Source organism: Pseudomonas sp. DSP3-2-3 (assembly GCF_049898225.1).
Lineage (GTDB): Bacteria > Pseudomonadota > Gammaproteobacteria > Pseudomonadales > Pseudomonadaceae > Aquipseudomonas.
On sequence record NZ_JAFCXH010000008.1, the window covers coordinates 51705 to 69045 of the forward strand.

Consider the following 17341-nt stretch of genomic DNA (forward strand, 5'->3'; position numbering starts at 1 on the left):
TTTATCAAAGGTCCAGCCGCTGGCGTAACTGCGTTACATAATCCTGCCATTGGCTCAATACCTTGAGCTGCTCAGGTGTGGCACTAAGGGTCAATTCGGCAAGCGACGTTGTAAAACCTTGTAAGGTATTAGGCGCCCCGTATTCCGTGGCCTTCAAGCGATCCTGACAAAATTGACGCCAGCGTTGTTGCTCCTCGCTGCTCAGGGTGTGCGGAAAGTTACGCGCGCGATAGCGAAATAACAATTCAGGCAAACGCTGATCATCGAAAGGCCACGACTCGGCCGCCAACTGTTCAGGTTCGGCAGTGCGTACTTGTTCACAAAGCCTGCGATCACGATCACCAATAAAGCCGTCATACAGTTGCTGCTCAGGATCCTGGCTGGCGGCAAAATCGTCACGCCCATAAACCGCCTTGAGTTTTTCCTGCCAGACATCCTGCGTGTCTTGAAGCTCGCGGGCACGAGCCTGCAAAGCCGACATATCCAGTTGTAAGCGCTGCTGATCTTCGTCTCGCAACACCTTTAAAGGTGCGATAACCGGGCAACGATTTATATGCAGCAGTTTGAGCGGTACCGGCAGCTCGCCATCGGCCAGATCTTCGCGCCGGGTATATAAACGCTGTCGCAATATTTCCGGGTCTTGCTCCAGCAGCGGCGAATGGTCCAGCTGTAAGTCGCAGACAATCAGGGCATTGCGATTCTGCGGATGCCACGCCAGCGGTATCACGACCCCCAAGTAATGTCGGGCAGCGGAAAACCTTCCAGAAATGTGAACCAGTGGTTCCAACAGGCGAATTTGCTCCTGGACTTTCTGTTTACCGCGCAACTGGAAAAGATAGTCATAAAGCCGAGGTTGTTTCTCCCGAATCAGGCGCGCCAGGCCAATAGTGGCGCGCACATCGGATAACGCATCGTGAGCATGCCCGTGGTCAATGCCATTAGCGGCGGTCAGACGCTCAAGTTTGAGCGTCACACGCCCCTCTTCCTCAGGCCAGACAATGCCGTCCGGACGCAATGCATAAGCGGCGCGCACCACGTCAATAAGATCCCAGCGGCTGTTGCCGCCCTGCCACTCACGAGCATAAGGATCGAAGAAGTTGCGATACAGGCTGTAGCGGGTTATTTCATCATCGAAACGCAGAGTGTTGTAACCCGCGCCGCAGGTACCGGGGGCTGACAGCTCGGCATGCACCCGAGTCATGAACTCGGCCTCTCCCAAGCCACTTTCAGCCAGTCGGGCCGGCGTGATTCCGGTAATCATGCACGCCGCAGGGTGAGGCAGAATATCGTCGCTGGGCTGACAATAAATATTGACCGGCTCAGCGATTTCATTGAGATCGGCATCCGTACGGATACCTGCCACCTGAAGTGCGCGATCATTGCGCGGATTGATGCCGGTGGTTTCGTAGTCGTACCAGAATATGCTGGAAGTCACGGGCTGATCCTGAACTAAAGATCGGCAAAGTGTAGGACTTCCCATAGGCAAATTGCGAATTAGAGATAATTCGTTGCACATCGAAACCATTTCTTACAACCGCTGCTTTCAGAGTTCAGTTGCTTAGCATCCCCGCCGTGGCTAGTCTTGCTGGCTAGCTTGGCCCGAACCGGCAATAACCCCCCAGCATCACACTCAGGTGTATCGTCCCCGACAATGCCAACCCCGCACGCTTTGCCAAGGAATGCAGCGCCACCCGCGCCACTGGACACCCGTACCCGAATCGAAACCCCGGAAGGCATCGATTTGATCATGCGTCCGGCGGGCCTGGTGCCGCGCGCTATCGCGTTTACCATCGACTTCGGCATCCGTGCCCTGGTCATGGCAGTCCTGTTCGTGCTGTTCAGCTTCTTCGACAAGTTCGGCATGGGCCTGAGCGCCATGGCGCTGTTCCTCGTGACCTGGTGGTACATGGTGCTGTTCGAAGTGCTGAATCAGGGACGCACGCCCGGCAAGCACTTTATGGGCCTGCGGGTCATTCATGATGACGGCACGCCCATTGGCTGGACCTCCTCGCTGATCCGCAACCTGCTGCGCTTCGTCGACATGCTGCCTTTCGGCTACAGCATCGGCGCCATAAGCTGCCTGCAACACCCGCAATTCAAGCGACTTGGCGATCTTGCCGCCGGCACACTGGTGGTTTATCGCGACATGCCGTTGCAACGCCCTGACCTGCCCTTCGCCGAACCGGTGATTGCGCCCTTCGTATTGAGCCTGGAAGAGCAGCGCGCGCTGCTCGGTTTCGCCGAGCGACAGGCGGATCTGTCCCCCGAGCGTACCCGCGAACTCGCCTCGATCCTTGCCCAACCGCTGCATGTTCATCCCGAGCAGGCGGTGGTTCATCTCAACGGAATCGCACGCGGCCTGTTGGGTCCGACATGAAACAGAGTCTCTTCGAAAGCCGGCACCAGCCTGACTGGCAGCTGTTCACCGAGCAGCTGGACGCCCTTGAAAGCGGCAAAGCCGACGCGGCCACGAGCCGGAGTTTCCCCAGCGATTACCGGCGCATCTGCCATCAACTGGCCCTTGCCCAGGAGCGCGGCTACAGCAGCCACCTGATCGATCCGCTGCAACAACTGGCCATGCGCGGCCATCAACAGCTCTATCGCCATCGCAGCGCCGTCGGCATGCAGGTTTTGAGTTTCATATTGGCCGGCTTTCCCCGTCTGGTGCGCGCCGAATGGCGCTTCGTGTGGATTGCCGGCGTGCTGTTTTTCGGCAGCCTGATTGGCATGGGCCTGCTGGTGCATGGTTTTCCCGATCTGGTGTACAGCGTGATCGACGCCCAGCAGGTCGCCGAAATGGAAAGCATGTACGACCCGACGGCACGGCGGATCGGCCAGGCACTGGAGCGTGAATCCAGCGACGACTGGATGATGTTCGGCTACTACATCATGCATAACATCGGTATCGCCTTTCAGACCTATGCGACCGGATTGTTATTCGGCCTGGGCAGCCTGTTCTTCCTGTTTTTCAACGGCCTGATGATTGGCGCCGTCGCCGGGCATTTGACCGGCATCGGCTACGGGCAGACGTTCTGGTCGTTCGTTGTCGGCCATGGCGCCTTTGAGCTGACAGCCATTGCCCTGGCAGGCGCTGCAGGATTGAAACTGGGCTGGTCATTACTGGCTCCCGGCCGGTTGACCCGGGGCGAAGCGCTGCGACGTGCAGCGCAAACAAGTCTGCAGCTGATCTACGGCGTGATTCTGTTTCTGCTGATCGCGGCATTCATAGAAGCTTATTGGTCGTCGATGGTCTGGCCCGGTCCCACCGTCAAATACGCGGTCGGCGCGGCACTTTGGGGGTTGGTGATCAGCTACCTGGTTTTCGCCGGACGGATTGCCCATGCGCCTGACTGACGCCAGCGTGGCGATTCGGCCACGTAATCCCTGGGAAGCCATCGATCTGGGCGTGCTGTTGGCTCAAGAGCACCGCAGCCTGTTGATGGCCAGCTGGGCCATTGTGACCCTGCCGGTTTTCGCCCTGCTGAGTCTGGTGTTCTGGGACTATCCAACCCTGGCAATCGTACTGTTCTGGTGGTTGAAACCGGTCTTCGAACCTTTGCCGCTACTGATCCTTTCGCAGGCATTGTTCGGCCCGGCACCGACCCTGAAAAGCGCGTTGAAGGCGTGGCTACGCCTGTTGAAACCGCAACTGCTAGCCAGCATCACATGGCGCAGATTCAGTCTCGCCCGCAGTTTCACCCTGCCCGTGCAGCAACTGGAAAACCTGTCGGGTACGCAACGCAGTGTGCGTATCGGCCTGCTCAGCCAGAAAGACCTGCGCGCCGCGCGCTGCCTGACCCTGGTGGGCAGTGCGCTGGAGCTGTGCCTGTGGATCGGCATGGGCATCCTGTTTTACACGCTGATACCGCAACAAATCGAAATCGATTGGAGCTGGCGCACCCTTGTGGATATCGAAGGTAGCTGGAATTGGCTGGAGCACCTGACCAACGCTTTTTATGCGCTGGTGTTGATTGTCTGGGGGCCGATCTACGTTGCCTGCGGCTTCACGCTTTATCTGAACCGCCGCACCGCCCTCGAAGCCTGGGACATCGAGTTGGTCTTGCGTCGCCTGCGCCAGCGGCTGATCGGCAGCGCCTATGTGCTGATCATCGGAGCAGGAGTCATCCTGACGACCCTGGCGCCCCCGGCATGGTCGGCGCAAGCGGATTTGAGCTGCCCGGTTCCGCTCCAGGAAGAACACGCTTTTCGAAAGAACGAAGCCGGACCCAACACGGCGCGTCTGACCCACCAGCCATTGTCCAGCGAAGCTGCGCGCCAGCAAATCAAGGCGCTGCTGGAGCAGCCGCCGTTCAAGAACCCCAAAGCTGTCTCGGGCTGGCGATTTGCCGAAGAAAAACCGGCACCCAACGCAACCAAGGCCGAGCACAAAACCAACCCGCCACTCAAATGGCTGGCCTGGTTATTCAATGCCGCCAGCGTAGCGTCCGAAATTATCAAAGTGTTGTTATGGGGCGCAGCCATTGCCTTGATCGGTCTGGTGATCTGGCGCTACAGAAGCTGGTTCAGCACGTTGGTCAGCCGCAAGCCCCTCAAAAAACGCGTAGTTCGCAGCACTCCGCAGCAGATGTTCGGACTCAAGGTCGGGGCGCAAAGCCTGCCCGACGATGTCGCGGGCAGCGCCGAAAAACTGTGGCCGAACCAACCCCGCGAAGCGCTCGGCCTGCTGTATCGGGCGCTGCTCAGCCGCTTGCTCACTGATTATCGGCTGCCGCTGAAAAGCGCCGATACCGAGGGCGAAGTGCTGGAACGTGTGGCACAGCTGAATCAACAGTCGCTGCATGACTTCAGCATCAACCTCACCCGCCACTGGCAGAACCTTGCTTACGGCCATCAGCTCCCACCCGCCCATGTCGGGCAGGAACTCTGCAACAGCTGGCGCGAGCTGTTCAAGACCGGGGCGCAACGATGAGCCGCAGCAGAACCCTGTTGATCGCATTATCGGCGTTGCTGGTCCTGGGCCTTGTTGGCCTGTACCTCGTCAAACACCTTGAGCGCTACGACGAAACAGTCGACCAGGGTCCTTCCCCGCAAGTGCGCGCCAATCCTTACCTGGCTGCCGAAAACTTCCTGCGACAGCACGCGATTCCCGTTCAGCTCAGCGACACCCCCGGCAATCTGCCCACGCCAGCTCAGCAGCCACAGACGCTGATGCTCCTCGACAGCCGGGAAAACATGACGCCCGGTCAGGTCGACAGGCTGCTGCGCTGGGTTCGCGCTGGCGGGCGACTGCTCTTTGTTGCCGAACAACTGTGGAACGAGAAGAAAGGCCGTAGCGGCGACGCGCTGCTGGACCGTTTGCAGATCCACCAACTGCTGACCACGGAACTGCACGACCAGGAACGGCAACAGGATGATGAGCGATTCAAACCAGTCATCCCGTTGCTCGCTCCGACCCACAAGGCGCCCGCCATACCCTGGCCCGAACTCACGCGTCTGTATGTCGAAAACGATGAAGCTCCGGCGTACATGAGTTTCGATACCAGCTTCCATCTTGAGGACCCGCTTGATCAGGCGCAGTCCTGGGCCAACAGCGCTGCAGCCACCCACATGCTGCAAATGGTTTACGGCGACGGGCTGATTACCGTGGTCACCGATGCCGACCTGTGGAAAAACCGCGCTATCGCCAAGTACGACAATGCATGGCTGCTCTGGTATCTGACCCAGGGCAGCGAGGTCACCATGGTGTTGCGCACGCAGCACGACAATCTGTTCAGCCTGTTGCTGCGGCATTTCCCCCTGGCCCTGAGCACACTGGCCCTGCTGATCGGCTTCGCGTTGTGGCATGCCGGCACACGTTATGGCCCACTGCAGGTTCCAGCGGGACGGGCGCGTCGACAGTTGACCGAACACTTGCGGGCCAGCGCCGATTTCCTGCGCCGTCGCAGCGGACAGCAGGCGTTATTGCGAGGTTTGCAGCTGGATATCCTGCGCCGCGCCCGGCAACGTCATCCAGGTTTCGAAACGCTGGGAGTGGCCGATCAGTGGCAAGTGCTGTCGCGCCTCACTCGTCAACCGACCAGCGCCATCAGCCAGGCCTTGCGCCCAAGGCCCGTGCAGCGAATGTCGAATGCTGAATTCACCCGTCAGGTGGCCCACCTGCAAATCCTCAGGAATGCCTTATGAGCGATCAAACGACCGATCCGTCGAACCACAGTGAACCTGTTGTCGATTTCACCCTTGATCCTGTGATCGAACCTGCGGCCGCCGTCAGCAATCAGGCTCAGCAGCGACAGCGAGCCAGCCAGCTCGCCCAGGCCCTGCGCAACGAACTGCAAAAAGCCGTGATCGGCCAGAGCGCAGTCGTGGACGATGTGCTGACCGCCTTGATTGGCGCGGGCCATGTGTTGATCGAAGGTGTGCCGGGGCTTGGCAAGACCTTGCTGGTCCGCGCCCTGGCCCGCTGCATTGGCGCCGACTTCGCGCGCATCCAGTTCACCCCCGACCTGATGCCCAGTGATGTTACCGGCCATGCCGTGTACGACATGCAGACCGAGCAGTTCAAGCTGCGCAAAGGACCGCTGTTCACCAATCTGCTGCTGGCCGACGAAATCAATCGGGCTCCGGCCAAGACCCAGGCGGCGCTGCTCGAAGCCATGCAGGAACGCCAGGTCACCCTCGAAGGCCGCGCACTGCCAATCGGCCAGCCATTCATGGTGCTGGCGACCCAGAACCCGATCGAACAGGAAGGCACTTATCCACTGCCCGAAGCCGAGCTGGATCGCTTCATGCTCAAGCTGCGCATGGACTACCCCGATATTGCCGAAGAACTGAACATGGTGCGCCAGGTCACCCGTTCGACCCGCGCCGACATGCTCGACGTGCAGCCATTGCGAGTGATCCTGCAAGCCAAAGAGGTGCAAGTCCTGCAGCGCATCGCCAGCGAATTGCCACTGGACGAACAGGTGCTCGACTACGCCGTACGTCTGGCGCGCGCCACTCGCACATGGCCCGGCCTGACGCTGGGCGCGGGCCCGCGCGCTTCCATTGCTCTGGTGCGCGGCGGTCGCGCCCGGGCTTTGCTGCGCGGCGGTGAATTCGTGATTCCCGACGATATAAAAGGCTGTGCCCTGGCTGTACTGCGCCACCGGGTCCGGCTGTCCCCGGACCTGGATATCGAAGGCCTTTCCGTGGAACAGGTGCTCCGGCAAATGCTTGATCAAGTCCCGGCACCGCGCCTGTGAAGCAGACGCTGAAACCGTCTGTTGCCTTGCTTTACTGGCTGGCCGGCCTGTCCGTCGTGGCGGTGGTGCTGGGGATTCTTTCGGCATTGAATCTCGACGTGCCCAAGGAAATTGACACGCTGTACTGGGCGTTGCTCGCGGCCATGCTGTTGCTGACGCTGCTGGATGCCTGGCGCCTGAAACGCTTGCCTTCGCCAGACGTGCAACGCCATCTGCCTGGCGGTCTGGCCCTGGGCCGCTGGGGCGAGGTGCGCCTGGACCTGAGTCACAGCCACCCTTCAGCCTTGGCCATCGCTGTTTTCGATCATCCTCCCGCCGGGCTGGACTTCGAACATCAACCGCAGTCCGTGATGCTGCAACCCGGCGTTAACAGCCAGATGGGTTATCGCCTGCGGCCTTTGCAACGCGGGCTTTTCAACTTTGAACGCTGTGAAATCAGCCTGCCCAGCCCGATGGGATTCTGGACCGCGCGTCGCTACCTGACGCTGCCGGGCACGACTCGGGTCTATCCGGACTTCGCCCGGCTGTATGGCGGGCAATTGCTGGCTGTGGATAACTGGCTCAGCCAGCTCGGTGTGCACCAGCGGCAACGCAGAGGGTTGGGCCTGGAATTCAATCAGCTACGCGAGTTTCGCGAAGGCGACAGCTTGCGCCAGATCGACTGGAAAGCCACCGCCCGGCAGCGCACGCCGATTGCCCGGGAATACCAGGACGAGCGCGACCAGCAGATCATGTTCATGCTCGATTGCGGACGCCGCATGCGCAGCCAGGATGGTGACCTTGCCCATTTCGATCACGCCCTCAATGCCGCCTTGCTGCTCAGTTATGTCGCCCTGCGCCAGGGCGATGCCGTGGGTTTCTCGACCTTTGCCAGCGAGCAAAACCGTTATCTGGCCCCGGTCAAAGGCCCTGATCAGCTGAACGTGCTGCTCAATACTGTCTATGATCTGGCCAGCACCCAGCGGCCGGCCGACTATAGCGCTGCCGCGCGCCAGTTGCTGGTCAGGCAGAAACGTCGGGCATTGGTGGTACTGATGACCAACTTGCGTGATGAAGACGACGATGAATTGCTGACAGCAGTCAAACAGCTGGGTCAGCGCCATCGGGTTCTGGTGGTCAGCTTGCGTGAGGAGGTCATGGATAATTTGCGACAAGCGCCGGTCCAGACGCTGGAAGAAGCGCTGACCTACTGCGGAACTGTCGACTTCCTGAATGCCCGGGCAGGTTTGCTCGAACGCTTGGGCGCACACGGCGTGCAGGTGCTGGACTCGCGCCCGGGACAACTGGGGGCCGAGCTGGTCAGCCGCTATTTAAGCTGGAAAAAAGCCGGAACGCTGTGATCACACAGCAAAAGAGCGCGAGCTGGCGAAGGACGCCAGCCCGTTTGATGGGGTTTCAGGCTGAAGCTTCCAGCGGATAAAAACTGAAGTACTGGCGCAGCGCACCAATCAACTCTATGTATTCATCCGGCGCGTCCTGCACCTTGAATCCCGAGTCGTAGCTCCCAGGGGTTTCATCTTCATGACACCAAAGACAAGTCGCCACAACGTCCAGGGTCTTTTGAAGGCCTCGCTCACCGGGTACCGCCAAACGCAGATGGAAATCAGCGCCTACCAGCACCGGCAGATCACTGATCAGCATCAGCCCTTGCTCGGAAACATTACCCAGACAACCGATCGGCTTTTTCGTGTACCGATTGAGCACTTGCAGGTAATAAGGCAGTTGATGCCGCTCGATTCGTCGTTCTTTTAACATGATCAGTCGCCGTCATAGACCATTTAGCATGGCCACGCTAATGCCTTTATGAAAGTTGCAGCCCTGACCTGCGCCTGACTGCGGGCAAATGCTTCAAGGTTGTGATCCGCAGGGACGTGGCTCTGACTGACAAGCAGCCGTAGAAGTCACGTTACTCGAACATTTATCACTCTGCTTGAGCCCCCGCTGTAAAGAGACTAGCGCAAACATTCCGATCGGCCACCCAAAAACGATACCGTCCATCCAATCGGGTGTACCTATCGTGAAACAGGGTACGTTTTGACCTGCACCCGAGCCGGGTAGTGCCCTAGCTGTTGCAGCGTATCCAGACGCGCCTGGGCACGGAAAGCGTATTCGTTGTTTGGGTACTGGCTGATGATGAAGCGGTAGGTCTGGGCCGCATCGACAAACAGCTTTTGCCGTTCAAGGCACTGTCCGCGCAGCATCGAAACCTCCGGCTGAACATAGCGTCGGGCCCGACTCTGCCGATCAACCTTGGACAGGTCGAGCATGACACTTTCACAATCTCCGCGATCATAGGCGCGGTAGGCGCTGTTCAAATTGGAATTCATTGACCAACGGGTGCAGCCGCTGATTGCAGCCAGTAATACTAAAATCATCACGATTCGCATGGGACTCTCCTGTGCTCTGCAATGTATCGACCTGATCACGAATTTCTTCAAGCCTTGAGACAACCGATTGTCTACTGATTGCCCTGCCAACCGGTATCGAGGTAGTGCAAAGGAACAATGACTACAGAGCAAGACAGTAGTAGCCTCTCGCTGCGCTTCATTTAAGGAGTTTGTGCATGACCGTACGCCGTACCAAAATCGTCGCCACCCTTGGCCCTGCCAGTAACTCGCCGGAAATCATCGAACAACTGATCCTTTCGGGTCTGGACGTTGCTCGCCTGAACTTTTCCCACGGCACCCCGGATGAGCACAAGGCTCGCGCCAAGCTGATTCGCGAAATCGCCGCCAGGCACGGGCGCTTCGTCGCACTGCTGGGGGATCTGCAAGGTCCGAAAATTCGTATCGCCAAGTTCACCAGCAAGCGAATCGAGCTGAAGGTCGGTGACAAGTTCACCTTCTCCACCGCTCACCCGCTGACGGACGGCACCCAGGAAATCGTCGGTATCGATTACCCCGATCTGGTCAAGGATTGCGGCGTTGGCGACGAGCTGTTGCTCGACGACGGGCGCGTGGTCATGCGCGTCGATACCCAGACTGCCAATGCGCTGCATTGCACCGTGCTGATCGGCGGTCCGCTCTCGGATCACAAAGGCATCAACCGTCGCGGCGGTGGCCTGACGGCACCGGCCCTGACTGAAAAAGACAAGCTGGACATCAAGCTCGCGGCAGAAATGGAGCTGGATTACCTGGCCGTTTCCTTCCCGCGCGATGCCGCTGACATGGAATACGCCCGCCAGCTGCGTGACGAATCCGGCGGTACTGCCTGGTTGGTCGCGAAGATCGAACGCGCTGAAGCCGTGGCCAACGACGAAGTGCTTGATGCCCTGATCCGCGCCAGCGATGCAGTCATGGTTGCCCGTGGCGACCTGGGTGTGGAAATCGGCGACGCTGAACTGGTCGGCATCCAGAAGAAAATCATTTTGCACGCACGTCGCCATAACAAGGCGGTCATCGTTGCCACGCAGATGATGGAATCGATGATCTCCAGCCCGATGCCGACGCGCGCCGAAGTGTCCGACGTGGCCAACGCCGTGCTCGACTACACCGACGCCGTGATGCTGTCCGCTGAAAGCGCCGCGGGCTCGTACCCGATCGAAGCCGTACAGGCCATGGCGCGCATCTGCGTCGGCGCTGAAAAGCACCCGACCGGCAAGACGTCCAGCCACCGCATCGGTCATAAATTCACCCGTTGTGACGAAAGCATCGCGCTGGCGGCCATGTACACGGCCAATCACTTCCCGGACGTGAAAGCGATCATCGCGCTGACCGAAAGTGGCTACACGCCGCTGATCATGTCGCGCATCCGTTCCTCGGTGCCGATCTACGCGTTCTCCCCGCACCGCGAAACCCAGGCCCGCGCCGCCATGTTCCGTGGCGTCTACACCGTGCCTTTCGACCCGGCAGCCCTGCCACCGGGCCAGGTCAGCCAGGCTGCGGTCGACGAGCTGCTCAAACGCGGTCTGGTCGAGCAAGGCGATTGGGTGATCCTGACCAAAGGTGACAGCTATCACACCATTGGCGGCACCAACGGCATGAAACTGCTGCACGTTGGCGACCCGTTGGTCTAAGACTGCACGTGCAACACCCAAAGCCCTGGCTCGCGAGAGTCGGGGCTTTTTTGTAGCTGATTAGCGCTAGACGCCCCTGTGGGAGCGAGCTTACTCGCGAAGGGTTAGTAGATCCGGCACACATTCAGCGCCTGACATTGCTTCGCGAGCAAGCTCGCTCCCACACAAACCCACTCAATCACTCCCGCCCCAAAAACACATCCGCCAACACCTGATTGCGCGGCAAGCCCGCCAGGTACAAGCGTTTGGAAAACCCTTCGACGCTGGTCGGGCTGCCGCATACCAAGGCCATGGTTCGTCTGGACAGCAGGCGTAAGTCAGCGAGCATGGTCGGTAAGTCATCGGCGGTCGCCAGCTGGATTTGCAGTCCGCAATGCTGCGCCGCCAGCTCGGCAAGCGGCGCAGCCAGGTAATGTTCGCTGCTGTCGCGGGCCAGATGCACCAGCCGGATCGACCCTTGGTGCTCTTGCCGCACGGCTTCGCGCAACACACCCCACAACGGCCCGAGCCCGGTACCTGCTGCCAGCAGCAAAAGCGGCCGCTCCTGCCAATCCGGATCGTATTGCAACGCCCCGCCGCGCAGCTCGCCGAGCCCAACGCTGTCACCGGCCTTCAATTGCCGGGCGACATCAACGAACGCGCCTGACTGGTGGCAATCGAGGTGAAATTCCAGAAAGGGGTCTTCGCCCGGCACACTCGCCAACGAGTAAGGCCGGGCTACACCGCTGGCCGTCCACAGCACCAGATGCTGACCCGCGCGATAGCGCAACGGCCGCTCGGGTTCCAGACGCAAACGCAAGACTGTCGGACTGAGCCAATCACAGCCCGTCACGCGAGCAGGAGACCCGTCGCGCAGTGGATCGAAAGCCTGGACCGTCAGGTTTTCCACGACCCGACACTGACAAGCCAGACGCCACCCTTGCTGACGCTTGCCTGCATCCAGTGCTTCGGGCAGCGCGTCCAGCGGTTCGCCTTGGGTGCAACGCACCAGACAAGCATGGCAACTGCCCGCCCGACAGCTATAGGGAATGCGCATTCCGGCCTGATTGAGGGCATCGAGCAAATTGCTGCCCGCTACGACCGGCCACTGCTGGTCGCCGACGCGCAAGTCAGGCATCAACGGATTCCCAGGCAGCCACACAGCGGTTACGGCCACTGCGCTTGGCCAGATACAACGCCTGATCCGCGCGATGCAGGCCGTCGTCAAGGTTGTCGCCCCAGCGCAGCAGGGTCATGCCGATAGACAGGCTCAGGGCCGCATCGGGCAAATCATTGAGCTGAACCCGGGCGAATGCCTCGCGCACGCGCTCACAGCAGTCGATCAATTGTTGCTCGGTGCAGTGCGGGATCAGCAGCACGAATTCTTCTCCGCCATAGCGCGCCAATACGTCAGTGTCGCGCAGGCAATCTTCGGCATGGGCGGCGAAGGCTTGCAGCACCTGGTCACCTGCGGCATGACCGTAGCTGTCATTAATGCGTTTGAAATGGTCAAGATCGATCAGCGCCAGCCCGTGTAATGCATAGCCATCAAGCAGAGCGAGCTCCCGAGAGGCCATGCGCAAGAAGTGACGACGATTGTACAGGTTGGTCAGTTCATCAGTCGCGGCCAGTTCTTCGAGTTGCAGCATCATGCCGCGCAAGGTGTCCTGATGCGCCTGCAAAGCGTACCGACGCTGGCGCATGCGCATGCGCTGGGTGTGCACATAGCTGGCAAAGAGGCTAAGCCAGAGCAGCATGACGAACAAGGCACTCAATTGCAGCAGCGCGGTGGCCGGGTGGGCCATCTGCCCCTGGGAAAACTCCCAGGCGTTGATCGCGCAGAAGCTGGCCAGGACCAGCACCGAGCAGCGCGCAAACACGATCGGCGTCAGCTGAAACAACCCGAACAGCAGAATGGGGGCGTAGAGAATCAAAAACGCGCCCCGAGCAGTGTCCAGATAGGAAATCAGCCAGGTCAGCCAACCCAAGGCCAGCAGTACCTGAAACTCGGTCAGACTTGCGTCTTTGAAACGCTGATTGAACCGACTGAGGAAAACCCCCAGCAGCGCAAACTGACTCAACACCACCAAAGCACTGCCGATGATCGCGACGTGAAGCGGCTGATGAAGTTCTCCGGCATAGATCGCCAGCCAGGTAAGCGACATGACGATCAAATAGGTCGCTGCGGCCATCCCAAAACGTTTCAAAAAGAGGGACTGCGTGGTTGGAGAGATGACTCTCCCGCTCATTGTGCTCAAAAGGATTCCTTCCCATAGTGGCACCAGGCCCAAACCTTAGCCTTGGATCCAAAAGTTGACCAGCTGTAAAGATAAATACGTTCAAATATGTTCAATTGCAACCAGCACAAATCAGTCGGAATCGCCCTAAACCCCCTGTTTATCGAGTATTTTACCCGCATCCCCGTTGCACTCTGGCCCAGCGACAACCCCCGACGTGACAACAGAGTGTTGTTAACCGATGGATGGACCTTAGCAACCAGCGGGTTATACTGCCGCGCCTTTTTGCGCCAGCCGAGTCGTCGTAACAACGCTGATACAACAGCCGCGTTTTGTAGTATTCGGCACACATTTGAATGTTCCCGTCCCAACAGAGGAGCGCGCCCCATGACCGTGATCAAGCAAGACGACCTGATTCAAAGTGTCGCCGATGCCCTGCAATTCATTTCCTACTACCACCCGGTAGATTTCATTCAGGCCATGCACGAAGCGTATCTGCGGGAAGAGTCGCCAGCTGCCCGCGACTCCATGGCTCAGATCCTGATCAACTCGCGCATGTGCGCGACCGGTCATCGGCCAATCTGCCAGGACACCGGTATCGTCACCGTGTTCGTTCGCGTGGGTATGGACGTGCGCTGGGATGGCGCCACCATGAGCCTGGACGACATGATCAACCAGGGCGTGCGCCAGGCTTACAACCTGCCGGAAAACATCCTGCGCGCTTCGATCCTGGCCGACCCGGCCGGTGCTCGCAGGAACACCAAAGACAACACTCCTGCCGTTATCCACTACTCCATCGTCCCGGGTAACACCGTGGAAGTGGACGTCGCGGCCAAGGGCGGTGGTTCGGAAAACAAATCGAAGATGGCGATGCTCAACCCGTCCGACTCGATCGTCGACTGGGTACTGAAAACCGTACCTACCATGGGCGCTGGCTGGTGCCCGCCGGGCATGCTCGGTATCGGCATTGGCGGCACCGCCGAGAAAGCTGCGGTGATGGCCAAGGAAGTGTTGATGGAATCCATCGACATTCATGAGCTGAAACTGCGCGGCCCGTCCAACCGTATCGAAGAGATGCGCCTGGAGCTGTTCGAGAAGGTCAACCAGCTGGGTATCGGTGCTCAAGGTCTTGGCGGTCTGACCACCGTACTCGACGTGAAGATCATGGATTACCCGACCCACGCCGCTTCGCTGCCGGTGTGCATGATCCCCAACTGCGCCGCCACCCGCCACACGCACTTCGTGCTGGACGGCAGCGGCCCGGTCGCTCAGGAAGCTCCGCCACTGAGTGCCTACCCTGAAATCGTCTGGGAAGCCGGCCCGTCGGCACGCCGCGTCGACCTCGACACGCTGACGCCGGAAGACGTGCAGAGCTGGAAGCCGGGCGAAACCGTGTTGCTCAACGGCAAGATGCTCACCGGTCGCGACGCTGCGCACAAACGCATGGTCGAGATGCTCAACAAGGGCGAAACCCTGCCGGTCGACCTCAAAGGCCGCTTCATCTATTACGTCGGCCCGGTTGATCCGGTACGCGAAGAAGTGGTTGGCCCGGCTGGCCCGACCACCGCAACGCGGATGGACAAATTCACCCGGCAGATCCTCGATCAGACCGGCTTGCTGGGCATGATCGGCAAATCCGAGCGCGGCCCGACCGCGATCGAAGCGATCAAGGACTACAAGGCTGTGTACCTGATGGCAGTTGGCGGCGCGGCTTATCTGGTGGCGCAGGCCATCAAGAAGTCTCGCGTTGTGGCCTTCGCCGAACTGGGCATGGAAGCGATCTACGAGTTCGAGGTCAAGGACATGCCGGTCACGGTCGCCGTGGACAGCAACGGTGAATCCGTGCACATCACCGGCCCGCAGATCTGGCAGAAGAAGATCAGTGAAAGTCTGGCGGTTGAAGTGCAGTAAGCACGTCAGCCACCCATGAAAAAGCCCGCAGCGATGCGGGTTTTTTATATCAACGCAAATCCCGGTGTAGCGAGGCTTGCCCGCGAACCTGCACGTTTATCAAAGCTTTGTTTCAGTCCCCAGCAATACCAGAAATCCCGCCAGCCATGCCGGGTGCGCGGCCTTGAGCAATGGGTTGAAAACCGCTCCTGACGATAGCCAGCACAGTCCCATTACCTTCCAACAAATAGGCAATAACACCGATAGCTAAAAAGTCTCAAGCCCCGAAAGTGCCGTTAATCATTTGAATTCAAATGCAAAAATAATCAATCAGGAACGCGACTGTCACTTCTGACAGGTAGACACCACCGCATCTCTGGAAAAGGCTGTCGTCACTCGTGCAGGGAGCACTGACATGGCCGACCAACCTTTTTCCTTACTACAAAATCTGGCGAAGATCGAAACAACAGTCAAACACACCAACGGCAAGATGGCCTTCGTCGACGCCATGGATCAACTGGATATCCACTCCGTATTCGATATCGTACGTCGGTCCAAAACCACTTTCGTGCGTGACCTGTACAAGTTGAGTGATGCCAACGGTGAACTGGCCTATGAGAATGCCTGTTGTTATGCCACCCAAATTGTACGGCTGTATCGCAACCAGCTTGTTTCGTCCGGGCGCACGCAAAATCTGACCCGCCGCACGGGCGTGCGCTCACTGGTCGATATCGGCCCAAGCTTTCCTAACTTGTTCAAGGAGAACTGGGATCTGTTTTGCAAAGTCGGGGCGATTGAAGCCAAGGATTCGCCAGCGGCTTACCTCACTTCCCTGTACAGATTTGCCAAGGAAGAACTGGAAGGCAGCACCGCAGAAACCAATCGCATCCTCCTTGAAGACCGTCGCCCCGATTTGAAAGATCTTCTGATCGATCAGCAAAGCACCTTCAACCCGGTGCCCACACTGCAGATCGTCAACCAGATATTGAGCAAAGCCATCGAGACCTATGTCGACACCGTCGACGAAGATAAAGACAAGACTCTCTATCAATTGATGGCGGAGAAACAACATCCCTTTCAGTTCCCTTATAACTTCCACTACCAACAAATCACCTTAGGCCTCAGTGGCAAAAAACCGAGACTGGGTGAACTGAGTTACCGGGTGAGCCTTGAGTTACCTGCAACTGCTGCCGGGACCAACGCGTATGGTGCGGTACAACAAAACAGCACCGTAGCGCAGATGATGATGAGTGGGTTTGGGCCCGAACAGCAGGCGATCGTATCCGCGCCTGCCCTGAATGACGACCCGAACACCATCGCCCGCTTCTTCAAATCCAGCTACGGTATCGACTACATCCCTGGAGTGCCCAACTCTCTGGATTCACTGAAGATATTCATCGAGAAAACCGGCCTGCACAGTGATGCAGTCGAGGCTTTGCTGGCTGTGCATAAGTATGCCCCGTATCCATCGCCCAATATTCTGGAGGCAGGCCAGAACGTAATTGGGGTTAAGGAAAGCCGGGGAACCTTGTCCGCCAAATATGGCGCCTGCTACGTCAATGGCCCGACTGCACAAGCCCCACTGGGGATCAGCAAAGAACCTAACGGTGACACCCGGTTACTCAATACCAGCGTGGACCGCTTCGACCGCATGGACATATCACCTTATTTGAACAACTGCATCCAACTATCCCTGATCCTCAGATTCTAAATTTAAGTGACGAGGCGAATGACATATTGTCGGCACGGGATTACTTTGAAAACCCTGAGGCGCTGATGTTCCATGCTTCGAAAGCGAAAACGGCACTCGGACTATCCCTGATCGGGATAGCTAGAACCTTGCCGGACACCGATAGGGATCAAGTACTCGCAGCGACTACACCCGAACGGTTCAATTTGCTCATCAATAAAATTTTTAGACCAGAGTTACGAACCCCGAGATACTTTTCATCTCCTCACGCCGTTGTGGAGCGTAGGTTATAAGCCATGTTGTGGGTAGGTATAAATTCTGGTCAGGC

14 protein-coding genes are annotated in these 17341 nt (G+C 58.6%); 9 read left to right on the forward strand and 5 right to left on the reverse strand.

Annotated elements, in window-relative coordinates:
* Positions 1 to 4: 4 nt before the first annotated feature.
* Complete coding sequence (sbcB, locus tag ACP7E4_RS11550; protein ID WP_426113869.1) at positions 5 to 1435, reverse strand: exodeoxyribonuclease I; 1431 nt, start codon at positions 1433 to 1435, stop codon at positions 5 to 7.
* A 216-nt stretch (positions 1436 to 1651) separates the two neighbouring features.
* On the opposite strand from sbcB, the gene ACP7E4_RS11555 reads away from it, so the two are divergent.
* Genes ACP7E4_RS11555 through ACP7E4_RS11580 form a run of 6 tightly spaced genes read left to right on the forward strand, consistent with a single transcriptional unit; the run spans position 1652 to position 8542 of the window.
* Positions 1652 to 2377, forward strand: a complete 726-nt coding sequence (locus tag ACP7E4_RS11555) for an RDD family protein (RefSeq protein WP_426113867.1) — start codon at positions 1652 to 1654, stop codon at positions 2375 to 2377.
* Positions 2374 to 3354: a stage II sporulation protein M gene (locus ACP7E4_RS11560; protein WP_426113865.1), complete on the forward strand. Its 981-nt coding sequence runs from the start codon at positions 2374 to 2376 to the stop codon at positions 3352 to 3354. The genes ACP7E4_RS11555 and ACP7E4_RS11560 overlap by 4 nt, the downstream gene beginning before the upstream one ends.
* A complete protein-coding gene (locus ACP7E4_RS11565) occupies positions 3341 to 4930 on the forward strand; it encodes a DUF4129 domain-containing protein (RefSeq protein WP_426113863.1) in 1590 nt (529 codons plus the stop codon). The genes ACP7E4_RS11560 and ACP7E4_RS11565 overlap by 14 nt, the downstream gene beginning before the upstream one ends.
* Complete coding sequence (locus ACP7E4_RS11570; protein ID WP_426113861.1) at positions 4927 to 6144, forward strand: DUF4350 domain-containing protein; 1218 nt, start codon at positions 4927 to 4929, stop codon at positions 6142 to 6144. The genes ACP7E4_RS11565 and ACP7E4_RS11570 overlap by 4 nt, the downstream gene beginning before the upstream one ends.
* Positions 6141 to 7202 (forward strand): AAA family ATPase, encoded by a 1062-nt coding sequence (locus ACP7E4_RS11575; protein WP_426113859.1) that lies wholly within the window; start codon positions 6141 to 6143, stop codon positions 7200 to 7202. Before ACP7E4_RS11570 ends, ACP7E4_RS11575 begins: the two co-directional genes overlap by 4 nt.
* A gap of 8 nt (positions 7203 to 7210) precedes the next feature.
* Positions 7211 to 8542 carry a DUF58 domain-containing protein gene (locus tag ACP7E4_RS11580; protein ID WP_426113953.1) on the forward strand — a complete coding sequence of 444 codons (1332 nt, stop codon included), beginning with the start codon at positions 7211 to 7213 and terminating at the stop codon, positions 8540 to 8542.
* 55 nt (positions 8543 to 8597) lie between these two features.
* Here ACP7E4_RS11580 and ACP7E4_RS11585 read toward each other — a convergent pair whose 3' ends face one another.
* The gene (locus ACP7E4_RS11585; RefSeq protein WP_426113856.1) at positions 8598 to 8957 is read right to left on the reverse strand and encodes a PilZ domain-containing protein; all 360 of its coding nucleotides are present in this window, start codon (positions 8955 to 8957) and stop codon (positions 8598 to 8600) included.
* A 257-nt stretch (positions 8958 to 9214) separates the two neighbouring features.
* On the reverse strand, positions 9215 to 9589 hold the full coding sequence (locus ACP7E4_RS11590) for a tetratricopeptide repeat protein (protein WP_426113854.1): 375 nt from the start codon (positions 9587 to 9589) through the stop codon (positions 9215 to 9217).
* 176 nt (positions 9590 to 9765) lie between these two features.
* On the opposite strand from ACP7E4_RS11590, the gene pyk reads away from it, so the two are divergent.
* Positions 9766 to 11217 (forward strand): pyruvate kinase, encoded by a 1452-nt coding sequence (gene pyk / locus ACP7E4_RS11595; protein WP_426113852.1) that lies wholly within the window; start codon positions 9766 to 9768, stop codon positions 11215 to 11217.
* Between the two features lie 178 nt (positions 11218 to 11395).
* Here the strand turns inward: pyk and ACP7E4_RS11600 are convergent, their stop codons facing one another.
* Positions 11396 to 12334 (reverse strand): iron-sulfur-binding ferredoxin reductase, encoded by a 939-nt coding sequence (locus ACP7E4_RS11600; protein ID WP_426113850.1) that lies wholly within the window; start codon positions 12332 to 12334, stop codon positions 11396 to 11398.
* Positions 12327 to 13388, reverse strand: a complete 1062-nt coding sequence (locus tag ACP7E4_RS11605) for a diguanylate cyclase domain-containing protein (protein WP_426113848.1) — start codon at positions 13386 to 13388, stop codon at positions 12327 to 12329. The genes ACP7E4_RS11600 and ACP7E4_RS11605 overlap by 8 nt, the downstream gene beginning before the upstream one ends.
* A gap of 432 nt (positions 13389 to 13820) precedes the next feature.
* On the opposite strand from ACP7E4_RS11605, the gene ACP7E4_RS11610 reads away from it, so the two are divergent.
* Both ACP7E4_RS11610 and ACP7E4_RS11615 read left to right on the forward strand, forming a co-directional pair.
* Positions 13821 to 15344: a fumarate hydratase gene (locus ACP7E4_RS11610; protein WP_426113846.1), complete on the forward strand. Its 1524-nt coding sequence runs from the start codon at positions 13821 to 13823 to the stop codon at positions 15342 to 15344.
* 394 nt (positions 15345 to 15738) lie between these two features.
* Positions 15739 to 17034: a Tc toxin subunit A gene (locus tag ACP7E4_RS11615; RefSeq protein ID WP_426113844.1), complete on the forward strand. Its 1296-nt coding sequence runs from the start codon at positions 15739 to 15741 to the stop codon at positions 17032 to 17034.
* The last annotated feature ends 307 nt before the right edge of the window (positions 17035 to 17341 follow it).